We start from the raw sequence: 26,948 nt of genomic DNA on the forward strand, positions 1-26,948 counted from the left end.
CGGTCGGGCATCGGTTCGGCCGAAAAGCCGATGCAACGTCAGAAGTTTAGGGCCTCGTTTTGAATACGGTATTCAAGACGGTGCCCGGCTCGGCCAGCAAGAGCCGCACAGGGAGCGACGCGCGCGCCATGAAGACCAATCCCGGCCGCTTCTTCGAGGATTTCCGCCTCGGGGAGACCATCCGCCACGCCACGCCGCGCACCGTCACCACGGGCGACGTGGCGCTCTACACCGCCCTCTACGGCCCGCGCTTCGCCGTGCAATCCTCGGACGCCTTCGCCAAGGCGATCGGTTACCCGGCGAGCCCGCTCGACGACCTGCTCACCTTCCACGTGGTGTTCGGCAAGACCGTGCCGGACGTCTCGCTCAACGCGCTGGCCAATCTGGGCTACGCCGAGGGCGGCTTCCACCGCCCGGTCTATCCCGGCGAGACGCTCTCCACCGTCTCCGAGGTGATTGGCCTCAAGGAAAGCTCCAACCGCCAGACCGGCGTGGTCTACGTGCGCTCGACCGGTTCCGATGCCTCGGGCCGGACCGTGCTGAGCTATTGCCGCTGGGTTCTCGTGCGCAAGCGCGACCCGGATGCCAAGGTTGCCGAGGAGCACGTGCCGCAGCTCGCCAAGGTCGTGAACCCGGCCGACCTTGCCCACGCCCTGCCCCCGCTCGATCCCGCCGCCTACGACAACGCGCTGGCCGGCAGCCCGCATCGCTTCGCGGATTACGCGGTCGGCGAGAAGATCGATCACGTCGACGGCATGACCGTCGAGGAGGCCGAGCACCAGATCGCCACGCGCCTGTTCCAGAACACCGCCAAGGTCCATTTCGACGCGGTGGCGACGCGGGAGACCAAGTTCGGCAAGCGCCTGATCTACGGCGGCCACGTCATCTCGCTCGCCCGCGCGCTCAGCTTCAACGGGCTCGCCAACGCCTTCGCCATCGGCGGCATCAATGCCGGCCGCCACGTCGCCCCGCTGTTTGCGGGCGATACGGTCTACGCCTGGTCCGAGGTGCTGGAGACCGCCGAACTCCCCGGCCGCAGCGATATCGGCGCGCTGCGCCTGCGCACGGTGGCGGCCAAGAACCAGTCCTGCGGCGCCTATCCGGACAGGCAGGGCGAGGGCTACGACCCGTCGGTGATCCTCGATCTCGACTACTGGGCCTTCATCCCGCGCTGAAACGTCGGCCCATAAGAGGCTGACGCCCCTACGAAAAGAACCCGGCAACAGCCTGACGCAACGGGTTGGCCGGGTTCGAGAGGAGGCGCAGCGCCATCGCGCAGGCGATGACGACGAGGAGCGGGCGGATCAGCCGGGCGCCGAGGCGCACGGCGAGCACTGAGCCGACCTGGGCGCCGAGAAAGGCACCGGCTGCCATGGCGAGCCCGACGGGCCAGATCACCGCGCCCTGGAGCGTGAACAGGGCGAGGCTTCCCAGATTGCTCGCGGCGTTCGAGAGCTTGGTGTGGGCGGTGGCCCGCACCACGCCCAGCCCGAGCAGGGTGACGAAGCCGATCATGTAGAACGAGCCGGCACCGGGCCCGAACACGCCGTCGTAGAAGCCGATTGCGGGCGCGAGCGTCACGGCGAACAGGCCGGGCGTGATGCGCGCGGCCGCGTCCTCGTTGCTCATCCGCCGCGCAGTGGCGAAATAGCCTGCGATCCCGACCAGCATCAGCGGCACCAGCGCGTCGAGCACCGGGCGCGGCAGCAGGCTGACGCAGAGCGCGCCCGCCACCGAGGCGAGGCCGGCCCCGAGCGCTGCGGGGGCCGCCTCCGGCCAGCGGATCAATCCGCGCCGGGCGAAGGCGATCGTGGCCGAGACCGAGCCGGCGCTGCCCTGAAGCTTGTTGGTGGCGATCGCGCTCACGGGATCGAGCCCGGCGAGCAGCAGGGCCGGCAGGGTCATCAGCCCGCCCCCGCCGGCGATGGCGTCGATGGCGCCCGCCACCACGGCCACGCCGAACAGGCCGGCGACCGTCTCGAACTCAATGCTCATCGGGATCCCAAAGGGCTTGCAGCCCTTTGGCGGGTTGTCAGGGCAGGGCCCTGAAGCCGGCGAAGCCGAATGCAGGGCCCTGCCCTGCACCTTTGACAAGGACTCGTCCTTTCGAATCCTTGACCACGGCTGCCCCGCCTGGGCAAGCTTCAGGCGGCGGCGCGCTCCGTGCGCGGCAGACTGACGACGGCGCGGCTGCCGCGGTTGGCCCGCAGCGTTCCGCCTTTCGGCACGACCTTCCAGCCCTCCTTGCAGCCGTCGATCGGCTCGGAGACGACGGTGAGGCCGCGCTCGCTCTCGCGGTAGTACAGGCTCGGCGGGCGGCCGTCGCAGGCCCAGCGGAAGGCGGTGAGACTCTCGCCGTCGGTGAGCACGGCGGTGAAGCGGAAGGCGTCCGTGACGCGCGCCTCCTGCATCAGGCCGCGCACGGTGGCGCAGGTCGCCTCCATGGCGGTGACCGGATCGGAGTCCAGGCCGTTGGCGAGCGCCAGCAGGAAGAGCGCCTCCGAATCGGTCGAGCCGCGGCGGGTGTCGTACAATTCGTCCGGGATCAGCGCCTCCAGGCGGCGCTTGATCCGGTGATAGCCGCCGATCTGGCCGTTATGCATGAACAGGTGCCGGCCATGGGCGAAGGGATGGCAGTTCGCTCGCGTCGTCGCCGTCCCGGTGGCCGCGCGCACGTGGGCGAAGAACGTCCGTGCGCGCACCTGCCGGCAGAGGTTCACGAGGTTTTCATCGGACCAGGCGGGGCAGATGTCGCGGTAGAGGCCAGGCTCGGCGTGCTCGCCGTACCAGCCGATTCCGAATCCGTCGCCGTTGATCTCGGTCTTCGCCTCGGAGGCGTGCAGCGATTGATGGACCAGCGAATGGGTCGGGGCGCAGACCAGCTCGTTCAGGAAGACCGGCTCACCGAGATAGGCGAGGAAGCGGCACATGGCGGGACGAGAGCCTCCTTTGCGGTCCAGGGCGAGCTATGCAAGCATCAGTCCGTTCGGACCGCCCCGCGTCGCCGGACTGTAACAATTCGTCTCGTGTGATGAACAGCCCGTTAAGGGAGGGATCGATCGGAAGGGTTCGGGCTGGCACAATTTCGCTGAACCGATCATCCCCGAACTTGTTGTCGCAGGGCAAGCATCGTCGGCGCCGCCGATTCCGCCGCGGCGCGCCCATGGCCGGGCCGCCGCTTCCGAACCGCTCGCACAGCTTCAGGGAGACATCATGGCTCATTCCGGAGACAGCCCGGTCGCGCTCGTCGTCGAGGAGGACGAGGCCGCCCGCGACCTTGCGACCGTCCTGATCGAGGAGACTGACCTCGACGTCATCGCCTGTTCGAGCGCCGAGGATGCGCTGGCCGTGCTCGAACGCGGCGACGTGACGGTGGCGATGGTGATCGCCGATACGCATCTCTCGGGCGCGATGGACGGCGCGGCGCTCGCGCGCGCGGTCGAGGACCGCTGGCCGGAGGTGCGGCTCGTGGTGACCTCCGAGGCCCGCGAGGAGCGCCGGACCGAGATCCCGCCGCATGCGGTCTACATGCGCAAGCCCTGGCTGCCCCTGGAACTGCTGCGGCAGGCGGAACGCGCCACGCTCACCGCGCGCGCCGCCTGAGCCGGGTCGTTCTCCACGAAAAAGGCCCCGCCGGTCGAGCCGGCGGGGCCTTTTTCGTATCCGGATCGCGCGGCCCGCTCCGGGGCCGGCGCGTCTCAGATGGTGGGTCTCAGGAGGCGGCGGCGGGCGCCTGGACGGCAGCCGGCTGCTGCGAGAAGCTCGGCATGCCGGGGCGGCGCGGCGCGCCGGTCCGGGGCTTCGGCTTCGGCGCGGCGATCAGGCCCTCGCGGATCGCGGTCTTGCGGGCCTGCTTGCGGGCGCGGCGGACGGCCTCGGCCTTCTCGCGAGCCTTGCGCACGGAGGGCTTCTCGTAGGCCTTGCGCTGCTTCATCTCGCGGAAGATGCCCTCGCGTTGCATCTTCTTCTTGAGGACGCGGAGCGCCTGATCGACGTTGTTATCGCGAACGAGTACCTGCAACGGAATCAACCCCTAGGATCTGTTGTTTCGAACCGCACCGGCCTCGGATTCCCGGCGGAACCGGGAAAAAGCCGTCAGGCGCCCCTGCCCCGGTCTCATTCCGGAGGAAGCGTCGTGACGGCAGCCGAATCGGTGCGAAAGAATTGCACCTGAGCGCGCGGCATACACGAAACAGGTTCGTGTTGGAAGTGCAGGAAAGCCTCTTGCGCTTTGAGCAGGCGCGGAACGGCTTCTGACTTTGGTGTCCGGATATCGGCCGGGTTTCCCTCTCCCCGCGAGCGCGGCGAGGGATGCTCAGACGATCAGGCCGCCTGCAGGGACGGTCTCACGCGTGCGAGGCGATGAAGTTACGCACGATCGGGTAGGTTTGCGCTTCCCACTTGCGCCCCGAGAACACGCCGTAATGGCCCACCCCTGCCTGGAGATGGTGGCTCTTCATATGCGGCGGCAGGCCCGAGCAGAGGTCGTGGGCAGCCATGGTCTGACCCACCGCGCAGATGTCGTCGCGCTCGCCCTCCACCGTCATCAGGGCGGTGCGGCGGATGGCGCCCATGTCGATGGGCTCGCCGCGATAGGTGAGCTGGTTGCGGGCGAGCGTGTAGTCCTGGAAGACGGTCTTGACGGTCTCGAGGTAGAACTCGGCGGTCAGGTCGAGGACGGCGAAATACTCGTCGTAGAAGGTCTCGATCGCCTGCGCCTTGTCCGCGCTACCGTCCACGTAGTGCCAGAACAGGTCCGTATGCGCGTCCGAGTGGCGCTTGGCGTTCATCGAGACGAAGGCCGACACCTGCATGAAGCCCGGATAGACCCGCCGCCCCGCGCCCTTGTGGCGGCCGGGCACCGTCTCGATCAGGTTCTGCTCGAACCACTCGATCGGCTTCGAGATGGCGAGCCTGTTCACCGAGGTCGGGCTGACGCGGCAATCGACCGGCCCGGCCATCAGGGTCATGCTGCGCGGCTGCGCCGGGTTCTTGGTGTGCGCCATCACCGCCGTGGCGGCGAGCGCCTGCACCGCGGGCTGGCACACGGCCATGAGGTGGGCGCCCTCGCCGATGGTCTCCAGGAAGCGCACGACGTGATCGACATAGTCGTCGAAGCCGAAGCGCCCTTCCGAGACCGGCACGTCGCGGGCATTGTGCCAGTCGGTGATGTAGACGTCGTGGTCGGGCAGCAGCGTGCGCACGGTGCTGCGCAGCAAGGTGGCGAAGTGGCCGGAGAGGGGAGCGAGCACCAGGACCTTGGGCTGGACGGTGTCGATGTCCTTGCGGAAGCGGAGCAGGGTGCCGAAGGGTGTGGCGAGCACCGGCTCCTCGATCACCGGCACGTCGCGGTTGCCGACCCTGACGGCATGGATGCCGTAGGCCGGCCGCGCGAAGGTGAGGCCGGCCCGCATCATCATGCGCGCGCCCGCCGACCACCATTTCGCGGCGTCGTGCCAGGGCGTCCGCAACCACGGCGCGGAAGCTTCTTGCAGGAGGCGGCCCCATTGGCGGGTCTGCCGGGCGATGTCCGATTGGACATCGAAGGCTTGGTAGAGCATCGGGCCCAAACTCCAAGCGCGCAAGGTGCCTGCACGCGCCACTCTCTCGCGAACGTCCCGAATGGCCCGGATTCGCCCGCTTCGCTCCCCGCATCGCCTCTGCCGCCCTCACGAGACGATGCCGGACGTAGCAGGCTAAGCGGTTCTGGATTGGGCGCAACCGATCAAATGGATATCCCGCGCCGCTGTGATGTGGATGCATCACTTTGCGCGCCTGCCGCGAGAGGATGAATGCTCTTGCCGGGAAAGTGGAACTCTCCGCGCGCGGCTCGGCACGAAGCTCGGCACGAGATCCGGCACGAGATCCGGCACGAGTCTTGGATGTCGGCTGAGAGCTTTGGGCCGTCGGCTCAGGCAAACGCGTATCCGGGGGAGAGCCATGGCCGAGGCGACGCTCACGATCTCCAGTCGCAACTACTCGTCCTGGTCCCTGCGCGGCTGGCTGCTGTGCCGGATGGCCGGGCTCGACCTCTCGGTGGAGGTGCTGTCCGGCTCGGACGCCGCGACGCGGGCCGAACTGCTCCACCTGTCGCCGTCCTTCCTGGTGCCGCGGCTGGAGCACGGCGCGATCGTGGTGTGGGACGTGCTCGCCATCGCCGAGTACCTCAACGAGATCCGGCCGGAAGCCGGCCTCCTGCCCGAGGCCGCCGCCGAGCGCGCGCGCTGCCGTGCCGTGTCGGGCGAGATGCATGGCGGCTTCGTCAACCTGCGCTCGGCCCTGCCGATGAACCTGCGCAGCCTCCACCGCGGCTTCAAGATCTTCAACGGCGCCAAGGGCGACATCGAGCGCATCTGCACGATCTTCGAGGATTGTCTGTCGCGCTCGGGCGGGCCCTACCTGTTCGGGGCGCGGCCGACCCTGGCGGATGCGATGTATGCCCCGGTCTGCACCCGCTTCCGAACCTACGATGTCACCCTCCCCTTCACCTCGGCCACCTACCGCGACACGATCCTGGCCTGGGATCTGATGGACGAGTGGGCAGCGCTCGCCGAAGCTGAGCCGGAGGAGATCGAGGAGCTCGACATGGAGTTCTGAGGACGGACGGCGGAGGGCGTCCGCCGGTCCGGCCCCGTCAGGCGGAGGCTTCCTCCGTCTTCGTCCGCCCGGCGGCGAGCGGCAGCTCGATGCGCGCGCAGAAGCCGCCGCCGGGGCGGTTCTCCAGGCGCAGGCGCCCGCCATGCCCCTCGACGATGGCGAGCACGATCGACAGGCCGAGGCCGAAGCCGCTCGCCGCATCGAGGTTGCGGGCTCGGTCGCCGCGCACGAAGGGCTGGAGCATGGCGCTGCGCTCGGCATCCGGGATGCCGGGGCCGTCGTCGATCACCTCCACCGCCACGCCGGGGTGGTCGCTCGAGCCCGCCGGTCCCATGACGAGACGGGCGCCGCCGCCGTATTTCACGGCGTTGTCGACCAGGTTGGTGATCGCGCGCTGGAGGTCGTCGGGGCGGCCGCGCACGAGGACGTGGCGGGTCCGCTCCAAGCTCACCGCCGCGCCGATGTCACTGAACCCGTCGCAGACCGTCTGCACCACCGAGGCGAGGTCGATCAGCGTGGTCTCGCCCTCGCCCGGCGCCCCCTGCCCGTCCCGGACGTAGGAGAGCGCGGATTCCACGAGCCCGTTCATCTGGTCGAGGTCCCGCAGGGTCATCTCCCGGGCGCGCTCGTCCTCGATGAACTCGGCCCGCAGCCGCAGGCGGGTGATCGGGGTGCGCAGGTCGTGGCTGATCGCGGCCAGCATCTGCGTGCGGTCGTCGAGCAGGCGCAGCAGGCGGGTGCGCATCCGGTCCAGCGCGCGGGCGAGCGCCAGCACCTCCTCCGGACCGCGCTTGGGCAGCGGCGGCGGCTCCTCCGCCGTGCCGAAGGCCTCCGCCGCCGCGGCGAGCCCGGCGAGCGGTGCGGTCAGCGCCCGCGTCGCCCAGAACGAGAGCAGCGTGAGGCTGACGCCCAAGAAGACGAAGGTGAAGATGATCGGCCCCTGCGCCGGCGGGCGCGGGAAATCGTCGGGCAGCACCGCCCGCAGCCGGGCGCCGGTCGGCGTCGTGAGGCCGACCTGCAGGAGGCCGGTCTTCCCCCGGTCGTGGCCGGGGGAGAGGTCGGTCACCGGCAGCGGCCGCCCGAAGCCGTCGCGCAGGCGCTCGATCAGGGGATGGTGCCCGATCTCGTCCTCCGCATCGCCCTGCCCCACGGGCGGCACGGCGCCGTCCCAGGGGGCGATGCGCAGGGTCGGCAGGCTGCGTGCCGCCGCCCGGAGAATCCCGTCGCGCTCGCTCGGCTCGGCGGCGTCGAGCAGCCGCGCGACGGTGGAGAGCCGGGTCGCGGCGACGCCGGGCCGCTCGTCCGGCCGCCACGGCTCGCGCAGGGCCAGCATCGTGACCGCCGCCAGCACGTGGGCGGCGAGCAGGGCCGCGACGACGAGGAGGGCGATCTGCCCGGCGGCCTTTTGCGGGCGCGGCCAAGGCAAAGGTGGCCAAGGCAAAGGTGGCCAAGACAAGCGTGGCCAAGACAAACGCGGCCGGGTTCGGGACTGTACGGGGGCAGCCGTGGCAGGAGGCTCAGCCGCGGTTCTCAAGGTGCTTCTCACGGTGCTCATGAGCGGCCGATCTCCGGCGCGAACAGGTAGCCGCCCGAGCGGATCGTGCGGATGATCTCGGGATTGCGCGGGTCGCGCTCGATCTTCTGGCGGATGCGCGAGACCAGGACGTCGATGCTGCGCTCGAACGGGCCCGCCGCCCGCCCCTGCGTCAGATCGAGGAGCTGGTCGCGGGAGAGGACACGGCCTGGCCGCAGGCAGAGCGCGTGGAGCAGGTCGAACTCGGCCCCCGTGATGGCGATGCGCGCGCCCTCGGGGCTCAGCACCTGCCTGAGACCCACATCGAGGGTCCAGCCCGAGAAGTGGAAGCGGCGCGTGCTCTCCCCGTCCTGCGGCTCGGCGCCCTTGCGCCGCAGGATCGCCCGGATGCGCGCCAGCAATTCGCGCGGGTTGAACGGCTTGCCGAGATAGTCGTCGGCGCCGATCTCCAGCCCGACGATCCGGTCGATCTCCTCCGATTTGGCCGTGAGCATCAGGATCGGTACCTGCGACGAGGCCCGCAGACGCCGGCACAAGCTCAGGCCGTCCTCGCCGGGCAGCATCAGGTCGAGGACGATGAGATCGACCCGGGCATCGGCCAGCACCCGGTCCATCTCGCGCCCATCGCCGGCGAGGCTCACACGGCACTCGTTGGCGCGCAGGTAGCGCGCGACGAGGGCGCTGATCTCGCGGTCGTCCTCGACGACGAGGATGTGGGGCGTCGGCGGGTTCGTGGTCATGACGAGGAGAGTCTTACGCCTGCGTGCGCCCTGCCCGAAAGTATGGCCGACCGTGAAGATTGTAACCGCACGTTTCCGCTGCCGGATCTGAGACCTGCGGCAACAATCCGGGCCGGTTCCCGCTCTCCGCCGGCGTCGGCGGCCGAGGCGTTTCGTGAACGCCCCTCGATTGCCCTGCCGGCCGCCGATTCTTATGTCGTAGGAACGTGCTCGAAACAGGTCCGGGCGCGGGAGGAGATCCCCATGCAAGGCTCGAACCGCCTTTTCGACGATGTCGCCCGCCTGTTCACCGATGCCGCCGGGGCCGCCCAGGGCGTGCGCCGCGAGGCGGAGACGATGTTCAAGGGCCAGGTCGAGCGCCTGATCCGCGACATGGATGTCGCCACCCGCGAGGAGGTGGACGTGCTGCGCGACCTCGTCGCGGCTCTGCGCAGCCAGAACGACGCGCTCGCCGCCCGGGTGAGTGCCCTGGAGGCCCGGCTCGGTGCCGAGACGGGGAGCGCCGGCAGCACGGAATCGGTCTGAGCGGCGGCGCGGAGTCGGCCGAGACTCACCAACGACTCACCAAAGACTCACCCTTGAGGGAAAACGCGGAATCTGGATTTCTTTGCACAGGAAGCATCGGTGGATAGCCGCGTTGCCCACCGCTGATGCCGGGGCGACGCTTTGAAGCCCGCGGGCGGCGCGGGCTATAAACGATCCGAAGTTGATTCGCCCCGGCGGAAAGGTGGAACCAAACCCCGGGGCGGTGAAATCTGGATTGAACCCCTCCGCAGGACGGAGATCGACGGGTGTCGCCTCGATTCCCGTCACGGCCCTGCTTTGCCCGCCGGCCCGATCGAGCCATCGACCGGGTCGACAACTTGGATCGCCATGACCCAGCTTAGCCTCATCGAAGACAGCGACCGGCCGGAGCACCCGCTCGATGTCGTCGAGCGCCTCGCCTCGCTGCGGGACTGGATCTTCGATCGGATCGAGACCGACGAGATGTCGGTGTCCGTGTCGGGGCGCTGGGCCGAGTACCACGTCGCCTTCACGTGGATCGAGGAAGTCGAGTCGCTGCACGTGGCCGCCGCCTTCGACCTGAAAGTGCCGGAGCGGCGCCGGGCCGAGATGCTGCGCCTCGTCGCGCTCGTGAACGAGCAGCTCTGGATCGGCCATTTCGACCTATGGTCGTCGGACAGCGTCGTGATGTTCCGCCACTCGCTGCTGCTCACCGACGGCATCGCGCCGACGCAAGGGCAGTGCGCGATGATGATGAAGACGGCTGCCGACGCCTGCGAGCGCTACTATCAGGCCTTCCAGTTCGTGCTCTGGGCCGGCAAGAGCGCCCGCGAGGCCCTCGACGCGGTGCTGTTCGAGACCGAAGGCGAGGCGTGACCGTCCGGTTTCGAGAGGACCAAGCCCCTTGATCCGGCGCCGCGGCGGTGGAATCGAGAGGGCATGACGCAAGACCAAGCCTCGACCGCCTTCCCCACGCCCCTGGTTCTGGCCGGTGCCGGCAAGATGGGGGCGGCTTTGCTGCGGGGTTGGCTCGCGGGCGGCCTCGACCCTGCCGCCGTGACCGTCATTGATCCGCAGCCCTCCCCCGAGATCGCCGTGCTCTGCGCCGAGCGGGGTTTGCGCCTCAACCCTGATGCCGCTTCTCCGGCCGGAGCCCTGGTGCTCGGCATCAAGCCGCAGGTCCTCGACGCGGCAGCCCCGGCGCTCGGGGCCTGGATCGGCCCGGATACCCTCGTCGTCTCGATCCTGGCCGGCAAGACCATCGCCGATCTCAAGCGCCGCCTGCCGGCCGCTCGCGCCGTGGTGCGCGTCATGCCCAACCTGCCCGCCAGCATCGGCCGGGGCGCGACCGGCGCCGTCGGCAGTCCCGAGGTCGGGCCGCAGGCACGGGCGGCGGCGGAAAGGCTGCTCGCCCGTTCCGGCCTCGTCGCCTGGCTCGACGACGAGGCGTTGATCGATGCGGTGACCGCGGTCTCGGGCTCCGGCCCGGCCTATGTCTTCCTGCTGGCGGAAGCGCTGGCGGAGGCCGGCGTGGCGGCCGGCCTGCCGCCGGAGCTGTCGGAGCAGCTCGCCCGCGCCACCGTCGCGGGCGCCGGTGCCCTGCTCGATGCCGATGCCCGCGAGGCCGGGCAGCTGCGCCGGGACGTGACCTCGCCCGGCGGCACCACCGCGGCGGCGCTCGCCGTGCTGATGCGTGAGGGTGCCCTGCCCGACCTGATGCGGGAGGCGGTGGGTGCGGCGAAGCGGCGGGCGGGGGAATTGTCCGGCTGAGGCGGGCGACGGGTGCAACCCGACGGTTCCGCCCCTACATGAGACGTCGAACCGAACACGGAGCACGGATCATGGACACGGCCCCCGAGCCCGAGACCGGCGGCAAGCTCGAAACCGGTGGAGAGTCCGGTTCGTCGCATTCCGAGAAGCCGCAAGCCGGCGCTTCCAGGCCCAACCCGCGCGAGGCTGCGGTCGAGGCGCTGATGCGGCTCGCGGCCGAGCAGCCCTGGAACGACATCGAGGTCGGCGACATCGCTCGCGAAGCAGGCCTGACCCTCGCCGAATTGCGCGACCTCTTCCCCTCGAAGGGGGCCGTGCTCGGCGGCCTGTCGCGGATCATCGATCGTAAGGTGCTGGACGTCGACACGGCCGACCTCGCCGATGAGCCGGCCCGCGAGCGCCTGTTCGATGTGCTGATGCGCCGGCTCGACGCGATGACGCCCTATAAGCCGGCCCTGCGCCGCATCGCCTTCGCGCTACGCGGCGATGTCCTGTCCATGCTGGCGCTCAACGGCGTTGCCCTCAACTCGCACCGCTACATGCTGGCCGCCGCCGGCATCGACACGGAGGGGCCGCTCGGCCGGCTCAAGCTCCAGGGCACCGTGATCGCCTTCGCCCGCACCGTCGAGGTCTGGCTGGACGACGACGACCCGGCGCTCGCCCGGACCATGGCCAAGCTCGACCGTGAGATCCGCCGCGGCGAGACCATCATGGAACGCGCCGACGATGCTCGCCGCCTCACCGCGCCGCTGCGCGCTCTCGGTCGTGCCCTGATGGAGCGCCGCTCCCGCCGCGACCGGACGCCGCCCGCGGGCGATGCAGAGGATCGCGACCCAGCCGCGGCGATCTGAGAGACCGGCTTTCAGGTAGGGGGATTTCGGGGCGGGAACGGAGCGGGTCTGCCGTCTCTGGTCGATCAACATCGATCCGGTCGGTCCAGAAGCACCGGCCGCCAACTCAGTGTGCGTCACTCTCGCCGAGGAATAGCTAGCTTAACGGGTTTGTCGCGCGGTCATGATTCTTAGGGGTGAGTTCTTCAGTGGGATGGCTCGCCCTTGCAGTTCAAGCACAGGAAATTCGCAACAATCCTAGTCGGGACGGCTGTTTGCGGCATGATTGTGGGCGTTGCCTCGGCAATAGGCACGATGATTCGACAGGGACCCGAACCTGACGAGTATCTGCGGGATTCGTCGAAGGCTGTCATGTGCGCCACGTCTGGGGCGCTGGTGGGAGCCGCCTTCGGAGTGATCCAGGCCCCGGTGCTGGTTGAGAGCCTACTGGGAGGCGATCCGCACGATGGCGGCTGACGGCAAAGACCCGTCGTCAGTCCGTCCTCCTCCGGCGCAACCTCGCGCTCGGCCGCTGTTTTAGCCGTTCTGTAAGGATCTTTTGCCGCTGTCGGTGCTGCACTCTGCAACAGACGCGGCCGGAACTCGTCGGCGCGAGGGTGCCGAGGCTCCGGCGGCTAGAGGGGTCGCAACAGGCCGGAGATGACGCTCCGGCCTCGCAGTCTCTACCGATCCCACCCCTTCAGGTCGCACAATGTCATGAAGTCGTGGATCGTGATCAGGTCGGCATCGAGTAGAGCCAGGGCTTCGTCGCGGCTCTTGATCGCTTCGGCGTTCATAGACTGCGCCTTTCCAGTGGCTGGTGTCTAAGAACGGGAGGTCGAAGCTTTCAGTTCCCCTTTTGCGGATGCGTTGCAGGAGGGGCAGCGTGCGCTCCGTCGACGCGCACCGTCTCAAAGATCGCCATTCGGGACGGTGCGCCGCGATCCCGGCCTATCCCTGCCGCGCGCCGCCCATCATCGCCTGCATCCGCGACAGTTGCGCGATGTGCCGCTGGATCAGCGGGATCGCGCCCGCCGCGATGCGGCGCAGGGCCGGGTCATCGCCGGCCTGCGCGTAGGAGCCGTGGATCTGGTAGGCTTCCTGGTGGCCCTGGAGCGAGGCGTTGACGAACATCGCGTCGTATTCGGGGCCGGGCTGCATCCCCGAGAGCTGCGAGAGGATCTGGGCCTTCTGCTCGTCCGTGGTCATGGCGCCGGGACCGTTCCCGCCAGGCGCACCCAGGGCGCCGCCGACGACCCCGCCGACCGCGCCGACCGTCGCGCCCGCGACCGCCAGAGGCGCCGTGACCAAGCCGCCGACGAGGCCGCCCGGACCGGCGGGCGCACCTGCCATGGGTGCCGCTGCACCCACATACGGGTCGAGCTTGCGGGCGAGGTTGACCTGCTCGGTCACCTCCGCCCGGCTGAAGGCCTTGATGCGCGGATTGCGGCTCTTGGCGTAGGCGTCGCGCGCCGTGTTCTCGAGGAAGAGGCCGCCCTTCGTCGCCATGGCGAGGTAGACGGGGGCCGGAATGGCACCGGCCGGCGCCGGTTGGGCGAGGGCTGTGCGGGTGACGGCCAGCGCAGCCGTTGCGGTCAGCAGAGTCGTCAGAAAATCACGCCGATGCATGGTATCGGATCTCCCGGTGTGGAAACGACACCCGAGCGCCGATTTTCTTGAGCGGTGCCGGAGTCTGACGGGCGAAACCTTCGCAAAATCGGCAATGTTCCTGGAAGCTGGGAGCTGTGACAATCGAAGACGCTCGGGCGTTCCACGCCGGCCTTTCGGGCTAGATTCCGTGTCCGCTCGGAGGGCGCAGGCGGGCCATGCAGTGCACGTCGGCAAAGGTCCCGTTGCGGAACGAGGCGGCCTTGTGCGTCCCCTCGATGACGAAACCGAATTTCTCGTAGAGGGCGATGGCGCGCGTGTTGTCGGTGAAAACCGTCATCTCGATCCGCGAAACATTGATCCAGTTGTCGGCGGTGTCGATCACCGCGGCGAGGAGCCGCGAGCCGATACCGTGACCGGCGAAATCCTCGTGGACCGCGATCCAGAACTCCGCCGCGTGCGCGCGCCGGCCGTAGAACGGGCGCAGGGCCGCCGCCCCGACGACGCGCCCGTCCCGTTCCGCGGCCAGGTGCAGATCCCGCGGCGAGCGGGGTTCGGCCCACTTCTTCACGGCCTCGAACGACTCGTAGGGAAGAGCGAGGGTTCCGAAGCGGAAGGCGGGCTGATTGTAGATCTCGAAGAGATCCTGCGCGTCGTCGTCCCGCATGGCCCGTATGGTCACGTCCCCGTCATGTCTCATGCCGCTCATTCCACTCTCTGCTTCCTGCGAAGTGCTTCTCGGTCTTTGCGAAGGCGGGCTCACGTCCACTCGAAGCGCAGCGTCTCGCGGAAGGCGAACCGCTCAATGTGGCGCACGACCACATCGCGCAGATCGGGCAGGCTCGCCGCCTCGTGTGCGGTCAGGTCGATCGTCAGGGTCTCGGCATCGGCGGAGAGCCGCGTCTCGCCGAGCGGCAGCGCGATGCGGGCGTTCGTCGCGCTGAACTCGGTCTCGAACCGGTGGGCCCAGTGTTTGCAGAGCTGCTGGAGATAGCGGCTGGCATGCGGGGTGCTGACGACGGCGTGGCTGTCGGGCATGTCGATCTCCTGGGTGTCCGGTGTGCCCGCTCAGCGCGCGGCATGGAGGGGGCCGGTGCCGCGGCGGCCGGCAGTGGCGGTGCGCACGCGAAAAAGGTCGGTCGGCAGGACCGAGAAGGAGGCGTCGCCGAACCATTCGAGCGAGGCTTCCGCCTGCGGCGGCAGCGTCTTCAGGAAGGCGCCGTAATCCAGTGCGCCCTCGAACAAGGCAGTCATGCCCTCGCGCCGTCCGGCGGCGGCGTAGACGTTGGCCGGCTCGAACACCGACAGGTCGGCGCGGCTGCGCACGTTCTTGAGATGGTAGTAGTCGATATGCGGAGCGAGCCGGGCATGGGCCGCGAGGGGATCGTCGCCGCCCTCCCAGACGTGGAGCGTGTCGAAGTTCACCCGGAGGTTCGGGTGATCGACCGCGTCGAGCAGGTCGAGGAGTGAGGCGGTGGTGTCAGCGAGCGTGCCGGGATGCGTCTCGACCACCAGCCGTAGACCCTCGTCGGCGAGCTGGCCCGCCGCCATCCGCAGGCGCTGGGCAACGTGGGTGCGCTCCTCCGGTGCGGCGACCGCGCTGCCCTTCGTGCCGGCGAAGGTGCGCAGCCGCGGGGCGCCCCAGCTCCCCGCGAGCCGGGCGAGTTCAGCCGCCCGCTCGGTCAGGGTTTTGGGGGCTGCGTCGAGCGGCAGGTAGTCGCTCAACATCGGCACGCGCAGGCCGTAGGCGGCGAGCCACTCGGCATGGTCGCCGGGGCCGAGATTGCGGGCATGCACGCCCCACAATTCGATGCCGTCGAAGCCGTGGCCGCGGGCGAAGCGGGCGAGCTCGCCGATCGAGACGAGATGGTGGCGAAAGCTGATGGTGCAGAGCGCGATTCTCATGCGGAAAGCCTTTCGCGGGAGGATACGGCGGCCTGTCCGAGATCCGGGCTCGCTTGCCGCCACGCGGCGTAGGCCGCGGCGAGCTGCCGCTTGATCGCGAATTCCTGCGCGTCGAGGGCGTCGAGCCGCGCGAGGACAGGCGCGACCCCTGCTGTGTCCTCTCGGGCCACGCCGGTCCGGGCAAGCTTCAGCACGGCGTAGTGCAGGGCAGTGAGGCCGTTCACCAAGGCCTCGATCTCGTCGCAGATCCGCTGGAACTCCGGATCCGGCCAGCGCAGGGCCCGCCAGAAGAAGGCGAAGCCGTGCTCGTAGGCCCATTTGCGGATGGTGATGACCGGCAGTTCCCGCAGCGCCTCGCCGAGATCGGTCAGCCTCAAGCCGCCGCGCCCCTCGGCATGGGCGAGCACGATGGCACGCGCCGCGTCGATCAGCGGGTTGGTGTCGAACCGGAAGCAGGCATCGAAGAAGGCCGCGAGATCCGTGTCCGCCGGCGGATGCGCGAGCGAGGGGTCGAAGCGGTAGCCGCCGGCGACGCTCGGCTGGCGGATGGCGTTCAGCATCCGCTCGCGCTCGATCACGCCCTCCCAGCGGAAGTCGGGGTCGCGCACCTGCCAGAGGTCGGGGTCGTCGCCGAGCGACACCATCAGGTAGTGCGGGAAGGGGTTCTGGTTGAACTTGTTCTCCCGCTCAGGGAGGTGGAACATGTCGAGCATCACCATGATGCGCGTGTCGGGCTCCCGCCGCTCCATCAGGTCGAGCAGGGTCGCGACGTTCTCCTCCTTGGAGCGGGAATGGTCGTACCAGGAGACGAGCGGCACGCCGTAGAGCCGCTCGAACCAGTAGCGGAACGACTCGTGGTCCATCGCGTCCGAGTGGTAGGCGAGCCGCGAGCCGTCGGTGATGGCGAACTCGGCGTCCCAGATCAGGGCGTAGAACGGGCGATGGTCGATGCCCCGCGTCTTCAGCCCGTCGCAGACGCAACTGACGAAGCAGTGGATCTTCAGGTCGTAGGGCATCGCGCCGTGGACGCCCTCGGAGGGCGCCGCCAGTTCGGCGGCGACCGGTGCGGCCGGCTCCGCGCCCGGCGCCAGGAGCCGAGCGAGGTCGGCGACGGTGGAGACGTCCTGCCGGTTGATCGCTTCCTCCGGTACCGACACCCCGTGCGTCAGCTCCAGCGACAGGATGAGCTGAAGCAATTGGACGGAATCGAGGTAGAGGTCCTCGTTCAGCCGCGCCTCAGGCCCGAACCCGTCGAGATGGGGGTGGCGCATCTCCTCGCGCAGCACCGTGCCGATGGCCGTGACCAGCGCTTCACTGCTCATGCCAGCACTCTTGCCGGAGTTCATGCCACCGCCTCCAGGCTGCCGCCCCGGTACTGCGCAGCCACCGCGCGGCGAGAGATCTTGCCGTTGGCTTCGCGCGGGATCGCGCCGACCTGCACCGCCTCGACCGGCACTTGGTGGCCGGCGAGCCAGCGGCGGCACCAGTCCTGAAGCGCGCGGGGCGGCACGGGACCTTCAGCGCTGAACAGCAGCGTCACCCGCTCGCCCGCGAACGGATCGGGCCGGGCGAAGGCCACGGCGTCGGTGATGCCGGGCATGGCCATCACCACGTCCTCGACCTCGCCGGGATAGACGTTGAGGCCCGAGACGTTGATCGTGTCGTCCTGGCGCGCGACGAAGATCAGCATGCCGTCGGGGGCGAGATAGCCGAGATCGGCGGTGTGGATCGTCCCGCCCTCCCCCTCGACCACGATCTCCGCCGGGGCCTCTGGGCCTGTTCCCGCCCGGACGCGGTGATGCGGCAGCGGGCGGCCGATGGCGTCGGCGCGGCGCAGATCCGGATTGATCGCGATGCAGCCGGCTTCCGAGCAGCCATATTGCTGGAACAAGTGGGTGACGCGCCCGCGGATGGCGGCGAACCAGGGTGCCGGCAGGAGCGTGCCCGAGACCATCGCCGCGTGGATGGTCTCATCCCCGGGCAGGAGCCGGGCCAGCGTGTGCAGCATGGCCGGTGCGGTGTAGAGCACCGGCCGCTCGATCTCGCGCAGGCGGCGCAGGAGGTATTTCGGGTTGGTGGTGTCGACAATCACCGGCACGCGGCCGCGGCGCAGTCCCACGAACAGGCCGCAGATCAGCCCGTAGGAATGGGTGATCGGACAGGCGATGACCGGGGTCATGCCGTCCGGCTCGGTGAAGGCGCCGACATAGCTCTCGATCTCGCGCTCCACCGCGCTCCAGGGGCGGGCGATGCATTTCGGCTCGCCGGTAGTGCCGGAACTCATCTGGAGAAGCTCGCCCTCGCCCGGAACCGGCGGGGCGGCGCCGTCCAGCGCCGCGCCCTCCAGGCTGTCGAGGAACAGGCGGTGGCAGCCGGCGCGTTCCGCGAGCCGGCGCGCACCCTCGTCGGGCAGGGCCGGATGGATCGGCAGCAGGCTCGCGCCGCACCGGCGGGCGGCGAGGATGAAGGCGAGACCCTGGGCGGTGTCGCGGAAGCGCGCGGCGACGCGCTCGCCGCTGCCGCCGCTCAGCCCGGCCGCGTCCTCGACGCGCCGGATGGCGGCCTCCATCGCGTCCGCGGTGATGGTGCGGCCGTCGATCTCGATCATGCGGTCTCCGAAAAGGGCGTCAGGGGAATGGAACAGGGTGTTGGGCGCGTGGAGGCTGCCGCGCACCTCACCGAGCCCGAGCTTGCGGGACAGAAGCGCCTCGACCCGCAGCCGGGGCGCCTCGACCTGAAGCCGGGCGAAGCACTCCTCCAGCCCATGTGCGATCGCGTGGCGCCGCAACTGCCGGCCGAGGCGGCGCCAGAACGCCGTCTCGTCGAGGCCGTGCCGACGCGCGAGCAGGGCGGTGATTTCGCTGAGGTTGAAGACGAACAGGCTGTCGGTGACGAGTTCGGCGAGCGTCGCGGCCGAGCGCATGGCGTGGAAGCGGTCATCCACCGGGCCGGCATGGGCGGGGTCGATCGCCCCGAAATCCGGCACGCGCTCCGGGTTTGTCACGAAGTCGGGCGCGTATTCCGCGCTCTCGTGGAAGTCGCGCAGGATCACCCGTTCCGGCCAGCCGCCGCGGTGGACCAGAATCATGTTCTGGCCGTGCGCCTCCAGGGCGACGCCGTGGCCCGCGAGCAGGTGCCAGACCGGCAGCACCGCGACCTCAACCAGACGGTCGAGCCAGGCGTCGCGGCCGTGGCGTTCGAGCCAGGGTGCGACGAAGCTGCTTCCGTCCGCCTCGCACACGGCGAGGGCATTGAAGGGCACGGCCGCCTCGCCGGGCGCGAGACGCGGGCTCTCCCGCCAGATCGCGGCGAGCTGTCCGGCGAGCGGCCCGTCCCGGTCGGCGAGCGCGGCGGCGTATTCGCGCAGCACCGTGACCCGGTCGCGCAACTTGGGGTCGTCCGCGACGAGGCCGGCGAGCCAGTTGGACAGCGCTGGGCCGGTCAGCACGAAATGCGGATCGAGGATGCGCAGGCTCGAGGTCGAAACGACGCCGAGCGCCAGCTTCACGCTCGCAGCCGACGGATCGTCGAGGTTGTGCAGCGTGCGCAGGGACTGGCTGGCGACGTAGCGCGGGCCGGCGATCCCGAGCGCGACCGCGCGGCCCTCCGCCAGCCAGGGGCGCAAAGCCTCGCTTTCGAGCCGGCGCATCTGCCAGGGATGGACCGGCAGCAGCGCGTGCGTGTCGAGGGAATGTCCGGCCTCGCCGAGGCGGTGAGCGAGGAGGTTCCATTCCCCGCCGAGTTCGGCCCGCCAGAACGCGGCCTCCGGGCCCGGCAGCGCGAGGGCGATCGTGTCCCGGCGCACGGCGAGCCACTCCAGGCGGAACGGCGCAGCGGCCTCGGGCCCGTAGCGGCGGTGATCCTCCAGGGTGAAGCCGGTGCGCGCCTTGAAGCTCGGATGGTAGGGATGGCCCTCCCACAAAGCCGCATCGAGCGTGGCGAAAGGCAGGGCGCGGCGCTCCGGCGGCGACAGATTTTGGACGTTCCAGCGGCAGAGTTCGATCGTCTGCCGAAGCTCGGCCCGCAGCCGCACCGTGTGTTCGCCGGCAGCGGGAAGGACCTCTACCAGGGCGGCGAGATCGGCAGGCATCCAGGCACCCTCCCCGCTCGCCATCTCCACCGACGACGGGTCGAGGCGAGGACGGCCGAAGGCGCCGACGGCGCCGGTTGCGCGGAAGCGGCGGGAGCCGAGGCGCCATGCGATCCGGCGAGAGCCGTCGTAGGCCGGCTCGCAGTCGGCCAGCCCCTCGAACAGGACCGCTTCCGCCAGCTGGCGCAGGACGCGCGCTTCCGGTTGCTCCATGGCTTCAAGACGCGAGGGCACGGCCGGCCTCGCCCCGCGCCGCCGCACGAAGTGTGAGCGGGTTCGGCATGTCGATGTAGTTGCCGGTGCCATCGCCCGAGGCGAGCTCGTCGCGGTCGGACAGGCGCACCCGCAGGTTGGCCTTGGTGCAGAGCGTTGGCCCCTCCAGCACCGAGCGGGCGAAGGCGCGGCCGGCGCCGGTCAGTCGGCGCACCATCGCCTCCAGGCGGCGGCCGAGATCGTCGAGGAGCGTTTCCTCGCGTGCCAGCCCGTCATGGCCCATCCGGGCGATGACGGAGAAGATCTGGTTGACCACGAGATAGTAGGCCAGCCGTCGGCGGATCTCGCCGTCCGGGAAGTAGAGCGAGGCGATGGCGCCGGTCTCGGGCGCGTCGCGCAGGAGACGGGGGCGGGCGGATTCCGAGAGGTAGAAGCCCTGGTTGTCGCGGTAGAAACCCCGCTGCGGCCAGCCGGTGGCGACGTCGAGCAGCGCGTTCTGCTGGTGGGCTTCCAGCGCGATGCCCTGCGCGTCGTAGAGCGCGACCACGGGCTCCAGCATGCAGTCGAGATAGCGTCTGAACCAAGTACGGGCGGCCTGCGCGCGCGGGGCCGCACCCTCCGGACAGACTTTCCGCAGGAGCGACTCCAGCCGCGACGGGTGGCCGGGCAGCGGCTCGGCGGTCAGCGCCGCCAGCGTGGCGATCCCGCGCTCCGCGCCACCGCGAAACGGGTTCTCGCGCAGCACCGTCTCGAATCCGCTCTCCTCGCGGTCGGGGCTCTGCAGGGTGAGGTAGGCGGGGTCGGCGAGGATCAGGAAGTCGGGGTGGCGGGCGCCGAAGCCGCTCTTGGCCAGCAGGCGGGCCATGGCGACGCCTGCTTTGAGTTCGGCGAGCCGGTTGACCCGCAGCGAGTTGGTGAGGGTGACGGGCAGTGAGAACTTCGCCATCCACGGGCTCTCGGCCGCGTAGACCGTGCGCAGCGAGGAGGTCGCGGTGAAGCGGGGGCCGAAGGCGCCGAGCCGCCGTAGCCGACCCGCCTCGACCCACGCGGCGACGTGCGGCTCCAGCATCAGCGCCTCGGCCTGGAGCGGATGCATCGGCAGGGCAATTTCGCCCGCGTGCAAGTCCAGCCGGGCGGCGTCAGGGCCGAGCAGGTCGAGGGCGAGGTCGGGCGCAGCGCGGGTCACCGCCGAATCGTGGCGGACGAGGCGCGCTTCGGCGGCGAACACGGCGAGTTGGAACGTGCCGCCCTCCTCCGGTGCGTAGGCGCGGGCCTGCCAGGTCGTGAGGCCCTGCCGGCTCTTGGGCGTCGGGTGCAGCCAGTGGCCGAAGACGAGGGCGCGCTCGGCGGCGATGAAGCCGGTCCCCGCGCCGGCTTCCCGTTCCGCGAGGCCGAGCAGGCGCGCGGTCTCGCGGTAGCTGTCGAGCACGCGCCCGAGCAGTTCCAGCTCGCGCTCGCGGGCGGTCTCGCCCCGCCCCTCGTCCGTACGCGAATAGGCCTCGCCGAGAAGCTCCTGAAGCGCCCGCATCGGTGCGACTGGGCGCCAGCGCGGCTCGTGCAGGTGGCGGGTCCAGAGGCGGCCGAACGCGTGCGCGCCGCAAAGCGACGGGGAGAGGATCTCGGCGCGGATCGCGAGACGGCGGCTGCGCAGGTTCCATTCGACGCAAGGTGCGGGTGGCCCGTCCGGCAGCGCGTGCCGGATGCGGATGCCGGGGTCGATCTCGCGCAGATATCCGTTGGCGAAGCTGCGGAAGGCGGCTGCCTCGGCAACGGCTTGAGACGATGGTGGCATGATCTCCGAACCTCGTGAGAGCCTTCAGGGCCGGCTCCAGCCGTGTCGCGGCCGGAGCGGGGGGCCGCGTTCCTGATCCGTAAGCCCGGCGCCGACCCGGTCTCCGTCTCGGCCGACGGCGTTCCCGACGCCTCGACGCCTCATTGGCGCGTTATCGACGCCTCATCGAAGCGGCACGGCCATCCGGTTGCCGGCGCGCGGGCATCACCGCCGTCGTGCAGGCCGAACGCATGACGAACCCACCGTTGCAGGGACAGGCAAGGAGGGCCCGCGGTTTCGTGAGCAAGAAGAAGATGTTGGTCGAAGCGTAAGAAAAGGAAAATTGCTTTTCGTTGTACTTGCTCATCGGACTGAGGACTCCCTCGAATCGCGTGAAGCTGAAGGCGTGTTGCGCAAACTTCAGGCAGGCGTCAAGGGAAGTCGAATCGATTGGAATTGTTCTTGATATAGGGTGACCGCGTGTTTGTTTTGCCGCGTCAGTCCGTTGCCGGCGTAAAAAACCTGATTTTACTCTTCGGTAATTCGGGTCATGGACCGGATGCGGACAGGTTCCGCGGCGTCATTCGTCCAGGGATTCTGTTGCGCGTGGTCGATCGCGGGTTGTGCCGCGCTTCCGCCGCACCGCGCTGCCCCATCCCGTTGCCGGCTCTGTTCGACTTGGGCTTGATCCTCGGCTTCGGTTCTGGCTTCGCCGGATGGACTCGGTTCGTGTATCGTTTGCTGCACGGTGGTGAAGCGGCCTGTTGCTGATCTGCAACGAGATAATGAAATGGCTTCAATGCTTTATTTGTAATAATTCTTGTTTTGGCTTCCGGGAAAATATTTCGACTGTCTGTCCAACGCCTTGCGATAGCATCGGCGTCTAGGCTGGAAGTTGTCCAAGCTATTGCGGGACTTGCATTGCCCGCCCGTCTCCTTCTGGTCGGTCCTCGGTCATTGAGGGCGGGATCATCTGTGGGCGACGGGGCCGAGATCATGGCGGGAGGGGCGACGGGGGTGTCGATCGATACCCTCTACCGGCACGAGGGTCTCAAGCTTCGGCGCTTCCTTCTGCGCCTGCTCGACAACCCGGCTGATGCTGCGGATGCGAGTCAGGAGACCTACCTGCGCATGGTCGCTGCGCTCTCGCGCACGAGCATCGAGCACCCGTCCGCCCTTCTGTTCCGCATCGCCACCAATGTCGCCCTGCGGATGCGCAACCGCGGCCGGCTGGAACGGACTCTGTTCGCGGCGAAGTGCGACGCGGAATTGGCTGAAATCGTCGACGGCTACGCCCTCCCGGAGCGGCAGGCGATCGCCCGCCAGGAACTGAGGCGCCTCGCCGGGGCGATCGACGCGTTGCCGCCCCGCTGCCGCGAGGTGTTCCTGCTCAGCCGCCTCGATGGCCTTCCCAACGGGGAGATCGCACTGCGCCTCGGCATCTCGCGCAACATGGTCGAGAAGCACATCATCAAGGCCCTCCTGCATTGCCGCCGCACCCGCCTCGATCTTTTTTGAACGGATCGCATCAGGAGGCCGCGACCTCGTTGATCTAAGGGGATAGGACACCGGCGCGGCACCATGTCGGGCCGCGGCAGGCCCCCAGGGGAACGTGACGTGGGACGTGACGTGGCCGGCAGCGACGGGGCGGAGGCCGACGAGGCCGACAGCGGCGAGGATCCGGTCGAGCGCGCGGCCGCGGCCTGGGTTGCGCGGCTCTCCTCCTCCGACGCCACCGAGGCCGACCGCGGGGAATTCGAGGCATGGCGCGGGGCCGATCCGGCCCATGCCGCGGCCTATGCCGAGATGGATGCGCTGTGGCGCAGGCTCGGGCAACTGCCCGATCCCCGCCCGCGCAAGGGGCCTCCCAAGGGATCTCCGAAGACGCTTGCCGCCCTGGCCCTGATCGGAGGCGCCCTGGTGTATCAGATCGGGCTCCTCGACCGGCTGCGCGCGGATCTGTGGAGCGACGTCGGCACCATCGAGCACGCGACCCTTGCCGACGGCAGCGGCGTCGATCTCAACACGGACACGGCGATCACGGTGCGGTTCACCGAGCGGGAGCGCAAGATCGAGCTTCTGCGGGGTGAGGCCAGCTTTGATGTCGTGCCTGATCCGAGCCGCCCGTTCGTCGTGCGTGGCGGCGGCCTGAGCGTGCGCGCCATCGGGACCCGCTTTTTCCTGCGCGCGGATGGGGCGGCCAGCCCGGTGGGGGTGGCGGAGGGGCGTGTCGACGTGTCGGGGGAGAGGGGGCGCGCCGTCGTCTCGGCCGGGGAGGAAGTCCGCGTCGGCGACGGCGTCCTGCAGGTGGTTGCCGCGGATGTGGAGCGCGACACGGCGTGGCGTGACGGCCGGCTGATCTACGCCGGAAAGCCGCTGGCGGCGGTCCTTGCGGAATTGAACCGCTACCGCCGCGGGCGCATCCTGCTGCTCGACCGTGAACTCGGGGCGCGGCGGGTGACGGGCGCGTTCGATGCCCGCAACACCGACGACGCCCTCGACGTGATCGCCGCGACCATGGGGGCCCGTATCCGGCGCCTCTCACCCCTGCTGGTCCTGGTCGGATCGCCCCTGTGAGAGGGGGGAATGCCGATGGGCGAAAAAATCGCTCGCTCCACGTCAGGAGATCGCGTGCCCGTTGATCTTAACCATCGAGGGCGCGGATGACGCGAAGCGTGCCGCCCCTCCCGATGGATCGATGGGGCTTTAGCATGGCGTCGCGCGCGCGCAGGTTTTCACGGGGCCGGATGGCGGGACTCGCGCTGGCCGGCGTGTCGGCCGCGGTGATGGCACAGGCGGCGGCTCAGGCCGGCGAGATGACCGGCGAGGCGAAACCCACGCGCGGCCCGGCTCCGCGCACGATCCGGTCCGACGCGCCGATGTCCGGTGACCCGGTTCGTCTCGCCATCCCGAAGGGCTCGCTTGAGACCGGCCTCGTCGCCTTCACCGAGCAGGCCGGGGTCAAGCTGGTCTACCCGACCGAGCTGACGGCGCGCCTGGAGACGCAAGGGCTCGCGGGCGAGTTCGCCCCGATCGAGGCCCTGACCAAGCTTCTGGAGGGTACCGGCCTCACCTATCGGCCGGCCGGCGCCTCGACCATCACCCTGGTCAACCCGCGCTACGTCCAGCTCGGCGCGGAGCCCGCGGGCACGGTGCAGCTCGACGAGCTGCACGTTCAGGGGCAGGCTCAAGGGCAGGATCGTGCCGCCGCCGGCCTGCCGCCGCCCACGGGAACCGTCGGACAGCCGCCCGTGCCCTATGCCGGCGGCCAGGTCGGCTCGGGAACCCGGGTCGGCCTTCTGGGTAACCGCTCCGTCCTCAAGACGCCCTTCAGCGTGACCGGATACACGGAGAAGCTGATCGCGGATCAGCAGGCGCGGTCGGTCGCCGACGTCGTGCTGAACAACCCCTCGGTGCGCAGCGATGCGCCGCCGTTCAGCGAGCGCGATTCCTACTTCATCCGCGGCTTCTCGGTCACCAATCTGGATACCGGCTTCGACGGGCTGTTCTACCTCGCCAACCCGCGCCGGCACTTCGTGGAGGGCATCGAGCGCGTCGAGGTTCTGCTCGGCCCCACAGCGCTTCTGAGCGGCGGCACCGGCCGCGTCGGCGGCACGATCAACCTCATCCCCAAGCGCGCCTACGACGAGCCGCTCGCCCGGCTCACCACGACCTATATCAGCGACGCACAGATCTGGACGCATGCCGACCTCGGCCGCCGCTTCGGCGAGTTCAAGGAATGGGGCGTGCGCTTCAACGGTGCCTACCGCAACGGGGCCACGCCCCTCGACAAGAACGAGATCGAGGTCGGCGTCGCCACCCTCGGCCTCGACTATCGCGGCGAGCGCTTCCACGCCTCGCTCGATCTGATGCACTCGACGCAGAACGTCACGGCGCCGACGTCGCTGTTCAATGCGGTCGCCGCGAACATCCAGGTTCCCCGTGCCCCGAACAACCGTCGCAACGCGGCCAATCCGTTCGAGTACAACGACAGCCGGTACGACATGATCGCCGGCCGGGTCGAGTACGACCTCCTGCCCGAGACGACGATCTACGCCGCGGGCGGCGCCAGCCGCTACAACGAGGATTTCCTGACCTCGAACTATGTGGTCACGAGCCCGACCGGGCTGGCCACCAACACCCTGGCGATCCAACCGCTGCAACTGGAAGGCTTCACCGGCGAAGTCGGCCTGCGCACGAAGTTCCAGACCGGCTTCCTCCATCACCAGTTCAACGTCAGCGCCGTCGAGGTGGTCAACAAGAACTATTCGCGCGGATTCACGCCTTTCACGATTCCGCCCTACCAAATCAACATCTACGATCCGATCAACCGGCCAGCCGGACCCATTCCGACCATCGGGTTTCCGCGCTCCGGGCAACAGCCGCTATTCACCCAGCTCTCCGCGCGCAGCGTGGCGGTGGCCGACACACTCTCCTTCAACGGCGACGATCGCTTCCTGCTGACTTTGGGCGGACGCTATCAGGAGATCGACCAGCAGAGCTTCGACACCCGTCCCGGAACGCCCATCGGTCGAGTGGCGACGAACTATCAGGAGGGCCGGTTCAGTCCCGCCATCACCCTGGTGATCCAGCCGTTCGCGAACCTGTCGTTCTATGGGAACTACATCGAGGCCCTCGAGGTCGGGCCGACGAACCCCGGCATCGTCGGGACCAATACAGACCAAGTCTTCCCGCCCGTCGTGACACGGCAGAAGGAAGTCGGCGCCAAATACGATTTCGGCACCGTCGCGGTCACCGCGGCCTTGTTCGAGATCGAACAGCCCAATGCCATCACCGAGGGGGGGCGGTTCAACGTCAACGGCCTCCAGCGCAATCGCGGCATCGAGTTCAACGTGTTCGGCGAGCCCATTCCGGGCGTGCGTGTGCTCGGCGGCATCACCTTCATCGACGCGCAACTAGTGAGGACGGCGGGTGGAAGGTTCGACGGCCAGGCCGCCCCCGGCGTGCCCGACACGGCGTTCAACCTCTACGCCGAATACGACCTGCCGCCGTGGCTGGCGACGGGCCTCACCCTGACCGGGCGGGCGATCTATACCAGCAGCATGTTCTACAACCAGGCCAACACCCAGTCGGTCCCGGATTGGACCCGCTTCGATGCCGGCCTGCGCTACACGACCGAGGGCGTGAACGGGAAACCCGTCGTGATCCGCGCCACCGTCGAGAACCTGCTCGACGACTCGTACTGGGCGTCCGCCGCTCGCGGCTTCCTCGCCGTCGGCGCGCCCCGGACGTTCATCGTGTCCGCGTCGGTCGACTTCTGAGAGACCGACGCATCGATCCTTGTCCACCCTGCCCCGACATCGCGAAAGGGTAAGGGCCGACCGCTCGGTCGCGCACGCCGCGCCTGTCGATCACCCCATGATAT

At 69.3% G+C, this 26,948-nt stretch carries 23 protein-coding genes; 10 read left to right on the forward strand and 13 right to left on the reverse strand.

What is annotated here, in order from left to right:
- Positions 1-128 precede the first annotated feature (128 nt).
- Positions 129-1,175: a MaoC family dehydratase gene (locus FHU13_RS18435; protein WP_183437309.1), complete on the forward strand. Its 1,047-nt coding sequence runs from the start codon at positions 129-131 to the stop codon at positions 1,173-1,175.
- 28 nt (positions 1,176-1,203) lie between these two features.
- On the opposite strand, the gene FHU13_RS18440 is transcribed toward FHU13_RS18435, so the two are convergent.
- Both FHU13_RS18440 and FHU13_RS18445 read right to left on the reverse strand, forming a co-directional pair.
- Positions 1,204-1,995: a TSUP family transporter gene (locus FHU13_RS18440; protein WP_183437310.1), complete on the reverse strand. Its 792-nt coding sequence runs from the start codon at positions 1,993-1,995 to the stop codon at positions 1,204-1,206.
- Between the two features lie 149 nt (positions 1,996-2,144).
- Complete coding sequence (locus tag FHU13_RS18445) at positions 2,145-2,930, reverse strand: class II glutamine amidotransferase (protein ID WP_183437311.1); 786 nt, start codon at positions 2,928-2,930, stop codon at positions 2,145-2,147.
- Positions 2,931-3,213: 283 nt separating this feature from the next.
- On the opposite strand from FHU13_RS18445, the gene FHU13_RS18450 reads away from it, so the two are divergent.
- Positions 3,214-3,603 carry a response regulator gene (locus tag FHU13_RS18450; protein WP_183437312.1) on the forward strand — a complete coding sequence of 130 codons (390 nt, stop codon included), beginning with the start codon at positions 3,214-3,216 and terminating at the stop codon, positions 3,601-3,603.
- 109 nt (positions 3,604-3,712) lie between these two features.
- Here the strand turns inward: FHU13_RS18450 and rpsU are convergent, their stop codons facing one another.
- Positions 3,713-4,021, reverse strand: a complete 309-nt coding sequence (gene rpsU / locus FHU13_RS18455) for a 30S ribosomal protein S21 (protein WP_108941567.1) — start codon at positions 4,019-4,021, stop codon at positions 3,713-3,715.
- A gap of 325 nt (positions 4,022-4,346) precedes the next feature.
- Positions 4,347-5,561 (reverse strand): polyhydroxyalkanoate depolymerase, encoded by a 1,215-nt coding sequence (locus FHU13_RS18460; protein ID WP_183437313.1) that lies wholly within the window; start codon positions 5,559-5,561, stop codon positions 4,347-4,349.
- Positions 5,562-5,940: 379 nt separating this feature from the next.
- Between FHU13_RS18460 and FHU13_RS18465 the strand changes: the two genes are divergently transcribed.
- On the forward strand, positions 5,941-6,597 hold the full coding sequence (locus FHU13_RS18465; RefSeq protein WP_183437314.1) for a glutathione S-transferase family protein: 657 nt from the start codon (positions 5,941-5,943) through the stop codon (positions 6,595-6,597).
- A gap of 37 nt (positions 6,598-6,634) precedes the next feature.
- Here the strand turns inward: FHU13_RS18465 and FHU13_RS18470 are convergent, their stop codons facing one another.
- The gene (locus FHU13_RS18470) at positions 6,635-8,152 is read right to left on the reverse strand and encodes an ATP-binding protein (RefSeq protein ID WP_183437315.1); all 1,518 of its coding nucleotides are present in this window, start codon (positions 8,150-8,152) and stop codon (positions 6,635-6,637) included.
- Positions 8,149-8,871 (reverse strand): response regulator, encoded by a 723-nt coding sequence (locus FHU13_RS18475; RefSeq protein ID WP_183437316.1) that lies wholly within the window; start codon positions 8,869-8,871, stop codon positions 8,149-8,151. Before FHU13_RS18475 ends, FHU13_RS18470 begins: the two co-directional genes overlap by 4 nt.
- 243 nt (positions 8,872-9,114) lie before the next feature.
- On the opposite strand from FHU13_RS18475, the gene FHU13_RS18480 reads away from it, so the two are divergent.
- From FHU13_RS18480 to FHU13_RS18495, 4 genes are all read left to right on the forward strand, one after another.
- Entirely contained in the window at positions 9,115-9,396 is a 282-nt protein-coding gene (locus tag FHU13_RS18480) for an accessory factor UbiK family protein (RefSeq protein WP_183437317.1), read from the forward strand.
- A gap of 348 nt (positions 9,397-9,744) precedes the next feature.
- Positions 9,745-10,251, forward strand: a complete 507-nt coding sequence (locus FHU13_RS18485; protein ID WP_003607101.1) for a YbjN domain-containing protein — start codon at positions 9,745-9,747, stop codon at positions 10,249-10,251.
- 63 nt (positions 10,252-10,314) lie between these two features.
- On the forward strand, positions 10,315-11,145 hold the full coding sequence (gene proC / locus FHU13_RS18490; RefSeq protein ID WP_183437318.1) for a pyrroline-5-carboxylate reductase: 831 nt from the start codon (positions 10,315-10,317) through the stop codon (positions 11,143-11,145).
- 71 nt (positions 11,146-11,216) lie between these two features.
- The gene (locus FHU13_RS18495) at positions 11,217-11,996 is read left to right on the forward strand and encodes a TetR/AcrR family transcriptional regulator (protein WP_183437319.1); all 780 of its coding nucleotides are present in this window, start codon (positions 11,217-11,219) and stop codon (positions 11,994-11,996) included.
- Positions 11,997-12,926: 930 nt separating this feature from the next.
- Here the strand turns inward: FHU13_RS18495 and FHU13_RS18500 are convergent.
- The 7 genes from FHU13_RS18500 to FHU13_RS18530 all read right to left on the reverse strand — a co-directional run bounded on the left by FHU13_RS18500 (position 12,927) and on the right by FHU13_RS18530 (position 21,583).
- Positions 12,927-13,604 (reverse strand): DUF4142 domain-containing protein, encoded by a 678-nt coding sequence (locus FHU13_RS18500; protein ID WP_183437320.1) that lies wholly within the window; start codon positions 13,602-13,604, stop codon positions 12,927-12,929.
- A 160-nt stretch (positions 13,605-13,764) separates the two neighbouring features.
- Complete coding sequence (locus tag FHU13_RS18505) at positions 13,765-14,292, reverse strand: GNAT family N-acetyltransferase (RefSeq protein WP_183437321.1); 528 nt, start codon at positions 14,290-14,292, stop codon at positions 13,765-13,767.
- 50 nt (positions 14,293-14,342) lie between these two features.
- The gene (locus FHU13_RS18510) at positions 14,343-14,621 is read right to left on the reverse strand and encodes a DUF2218 domain-containing protein (protein ID WP_183437322.1); all 279 of its coding nucleotides are present in this window, start codon (positions 14,619-14,621) and stop codon (positions 14,343-14,345) included.
- A gap of 30 nt (positions 14,622-14,651) precedes the next feature.
- On the reverse strand, positions 14,652-15,488 hold the full coding sequence (locus tag FHU13_RS18515; RefSeq protein WP_183437323.1) for a sugar phosphate isomerase/epimerase family protein: 837 nt from the start codon (positions 15,486-15,488) through the stop codon (positions 14,652-14,654).
- Complete coding sequence (locus FHU13_RS18520; protein WP_183437324.1) at positions 15,485-16,810, reverse strand: DUF6005 family protein; 1,326 nt, start codon at positions 16,808-16,810, stop codon at positions 15,485-15,487. Before FHU13_RS18520 ends, FHU13_RS18515 begins: the two co-directional genes overlap by 4 nt.
- A 20-nt stretch (positions 16,811-16,830) precedes the next feature.
- Positions 16,831-19,791: an IucA/IucC family protein gene (locus FHU13_RS18525; protein WP_183437411.1), complete on the reverse strand. Its 2,961-nt coding sequence runs from the start codon at positions 19,789-19,791 to the stop codon at positions 16,831-16,833.
- Positions 19,792-19,795: 4 nt separating this feature from the next.
- Positions 19,796-21,583, reverse strand: a complete 1,788-nt coding sequence (locus FHU13_RS18530; protein ID WP_183437325.1) for an IucA/IucC family protein — start codon at positions 21,581-21,583, stop codon at positions 19,796-19,798.
- 975 nt (positions 21,584-22,558) lie between these two features.
- Here FHU13_RS18530 and FHU13_RS18535 point away from each other — a divergent pair.
- The 3 genes from FHU13_RS18535 (at position 22,559) to FHU13_RS18545 (ending at position 26,844) form a co-directional block, all read left to right on the forward strand.
- The gene (locus FHU13_RS18535; RefSeq protein ID WP_183437412.1) at positions 22,559-23,080 is read left to right on the forward strand and encodes an RNA polymerase sigma factor; all 522 of its coding nucleotides are present in this window, start codon (positions 22,559-22,561) and stop codon (positions 23,078-23,080) included.
- A 111-nt stretch (positions 23,081-23,191) separates the two neighbouring features.
- A complete protein-coding gene (locus FHU13_RS18540; protein WP_183437413.1) occupies positions 23,192-24,139 on the forward strand; it encodes a FecR domain-containing protein in 948 nt (315 codons plus the stop codon).
- A 170-nt stretch (positions 24,140-24,309) separates the two neighbouring features.
- Complete coding sequence (locus tag FHU13_RS18545; protein ID WP_183437326.1) at positions 24,310-26,844, forward strand: TonB-dependent receptor; 2,535 nt, start codon at positions 24,310-24,312, stop codon at positions 26,842-26,844.
- The last annotated feature ends 104 nt before the right edge of the window (positions 26,845-26,948 follow it).

Origin of the sequence: Methylobacterium sp. R2-1, assembly GCF_014191355.1 — a bacterium.
Taxonomy (GTDB): Bacteria; Pseudomonadota; Alphaproteobacteria; order Rhizobiales; family Beijerinckiaceae; genus Methylobacterium.

Coding starts and splice junctions, on each gene's coding strand:
- FHU13_RS18520 (WP_183437324.1), bottom strand. CDS start 16,810: ATGAGCAGTGAAGCGCTGGTCACGGCCATCGGCACGGTGCTGCGCGAG.
- FHU13_RS18530 (WP_183437325.1), bottom strand. CDS start 21,583: ATGCCACCATCGTCTCAAGCCGTTGCCGAGGCAGCCGCCTTCCGCAGC.
- FHU13_RS18460 (WP_183437313.1), bottom strand. CDS start 5,561: ATGCTCTACCAAGCCTTCGATGTCCAATCGGACATCGCCCGGCAGACC.
- FHU13_RS18500 (WP_183437320.1), bottom strand. CDS start 13,604: ATGCATCGGCGTGATTTTCTGACGACTCTGCTGACCGCAACGGCTGCG.
- FHU13_RS18445 (WP_183437311.1), bottom strand. CDS start 2,930: ATGTGCCGCTTCCTCGCCTATCTCGGTGAGCCGGTCTTCCTGAACGAG.
- FHU13_RS18475 (WP_183437316.1), bottom strand. CDS start 8,871: ATGACCACGAACCCGCCGACGCCCCACATCCTCGTCGTCGAGGACGAC.
- FHU13_RS18480 (WP_183437317.1), top strand. CDS start 9,115: ATGCAAGGCTCGAACCGCCTTTTCGACGATGTCGCCCGCCTGTTCACC.
- FHU13_RS18510 (WP_183437322.1), bottom strand. CDS start 14,621: ATGCCCGACAGCCACGCCGTCGTCAGCACCCCGCATGCCAGCCGCTAT.
- FHU13_RS18545 (WP_183437326.1), top strand. CDS start 24,310: ATGGCGGGACTCGCGCTGGCCGGCGTGTCGGCCGCGGTGATGGCACAG.
- proC (WP_183437318.1), top strand. CDS start 10,315: ATGACGCAAGACCAAGCCTCGACCGCCTTCCCCACGCCCCTGGTTCTG.
- FHU13_RS18505 (WP_183437321.1), bottom strand. CDS start 14,292: ATGAGCGGCATGAGACATGACGGGGACGTGACCATACGGGCCATGCGG.
- FHU13_RS18495 (WP_183437319.1), top strand. CDS start 11,217: ATGGACACGGCCCCCGAGCCCGAGACCGGCGGCAAGCTCGAAACCGGT.
- FHU13_RS18535 (WP_183437412.1), top strand. CDS start 22,559: ATGGCGGGAGGGGCGACGGGGGTGTCGATCGATACCCTCTACCGGCAC.
- FHU13_RS18470 (WP_183437315.1), bottom strand. CDS start 8,152: ATGAGCACCGTGAGAAGCACCTTGAGAACCGCGGCTGAGCCTCCTGCC.
- FHU13_RS18450 (WP_183437312.1), top strand. CDS start 3,214: ATGGCTCATTCCGGAGACAGCCCGGTCGCGCTCGTCGTCGAGGAGGAC.
- FHU13_RS18525 (WP_183437411.1), bottom strand. CDS start 19,791: ATGGAGCAACCGGAAGCGCGCGTCCTGCGCCAGCTGGCGGAAGCGGTC.
- FHU13_RS18515 (WP_183437323.1), bottom strand. CDS start 15,488: ATGAGAATCGCGCTCTGCACCATCAGCTTTCGCCACCATCTCGTCTCG.
- FHU13_RS18485 (WP_003607101.1), top strand. CDS start 9,745: ATGACCCAGCTTAGCCTCATCGAAGACAGCGACCGGCCGGAGCACCCG.
- FHU13_RS18440 (WP_183437310.1), bottom strand. CDS start 1,995: ATGAGCATTGAGTTCGAGACGGTCGCCGGCCTGTTCGGCGTGGCCGTG.
- FHU13_RS18465 (WP_183437314.1), top strand. CDS start 5,941: ATGGCCGAGGCGACGCTCACGATCTCCAGTCGCAACTACTCGTCCTGG.
- FHU13_RS18435 (WP_183437309.1), top strand. CDS start 129: ATGAAGACCAATCCCGGCCGCTTCTTCGAGGATTTCCGCCTCGGGGAG.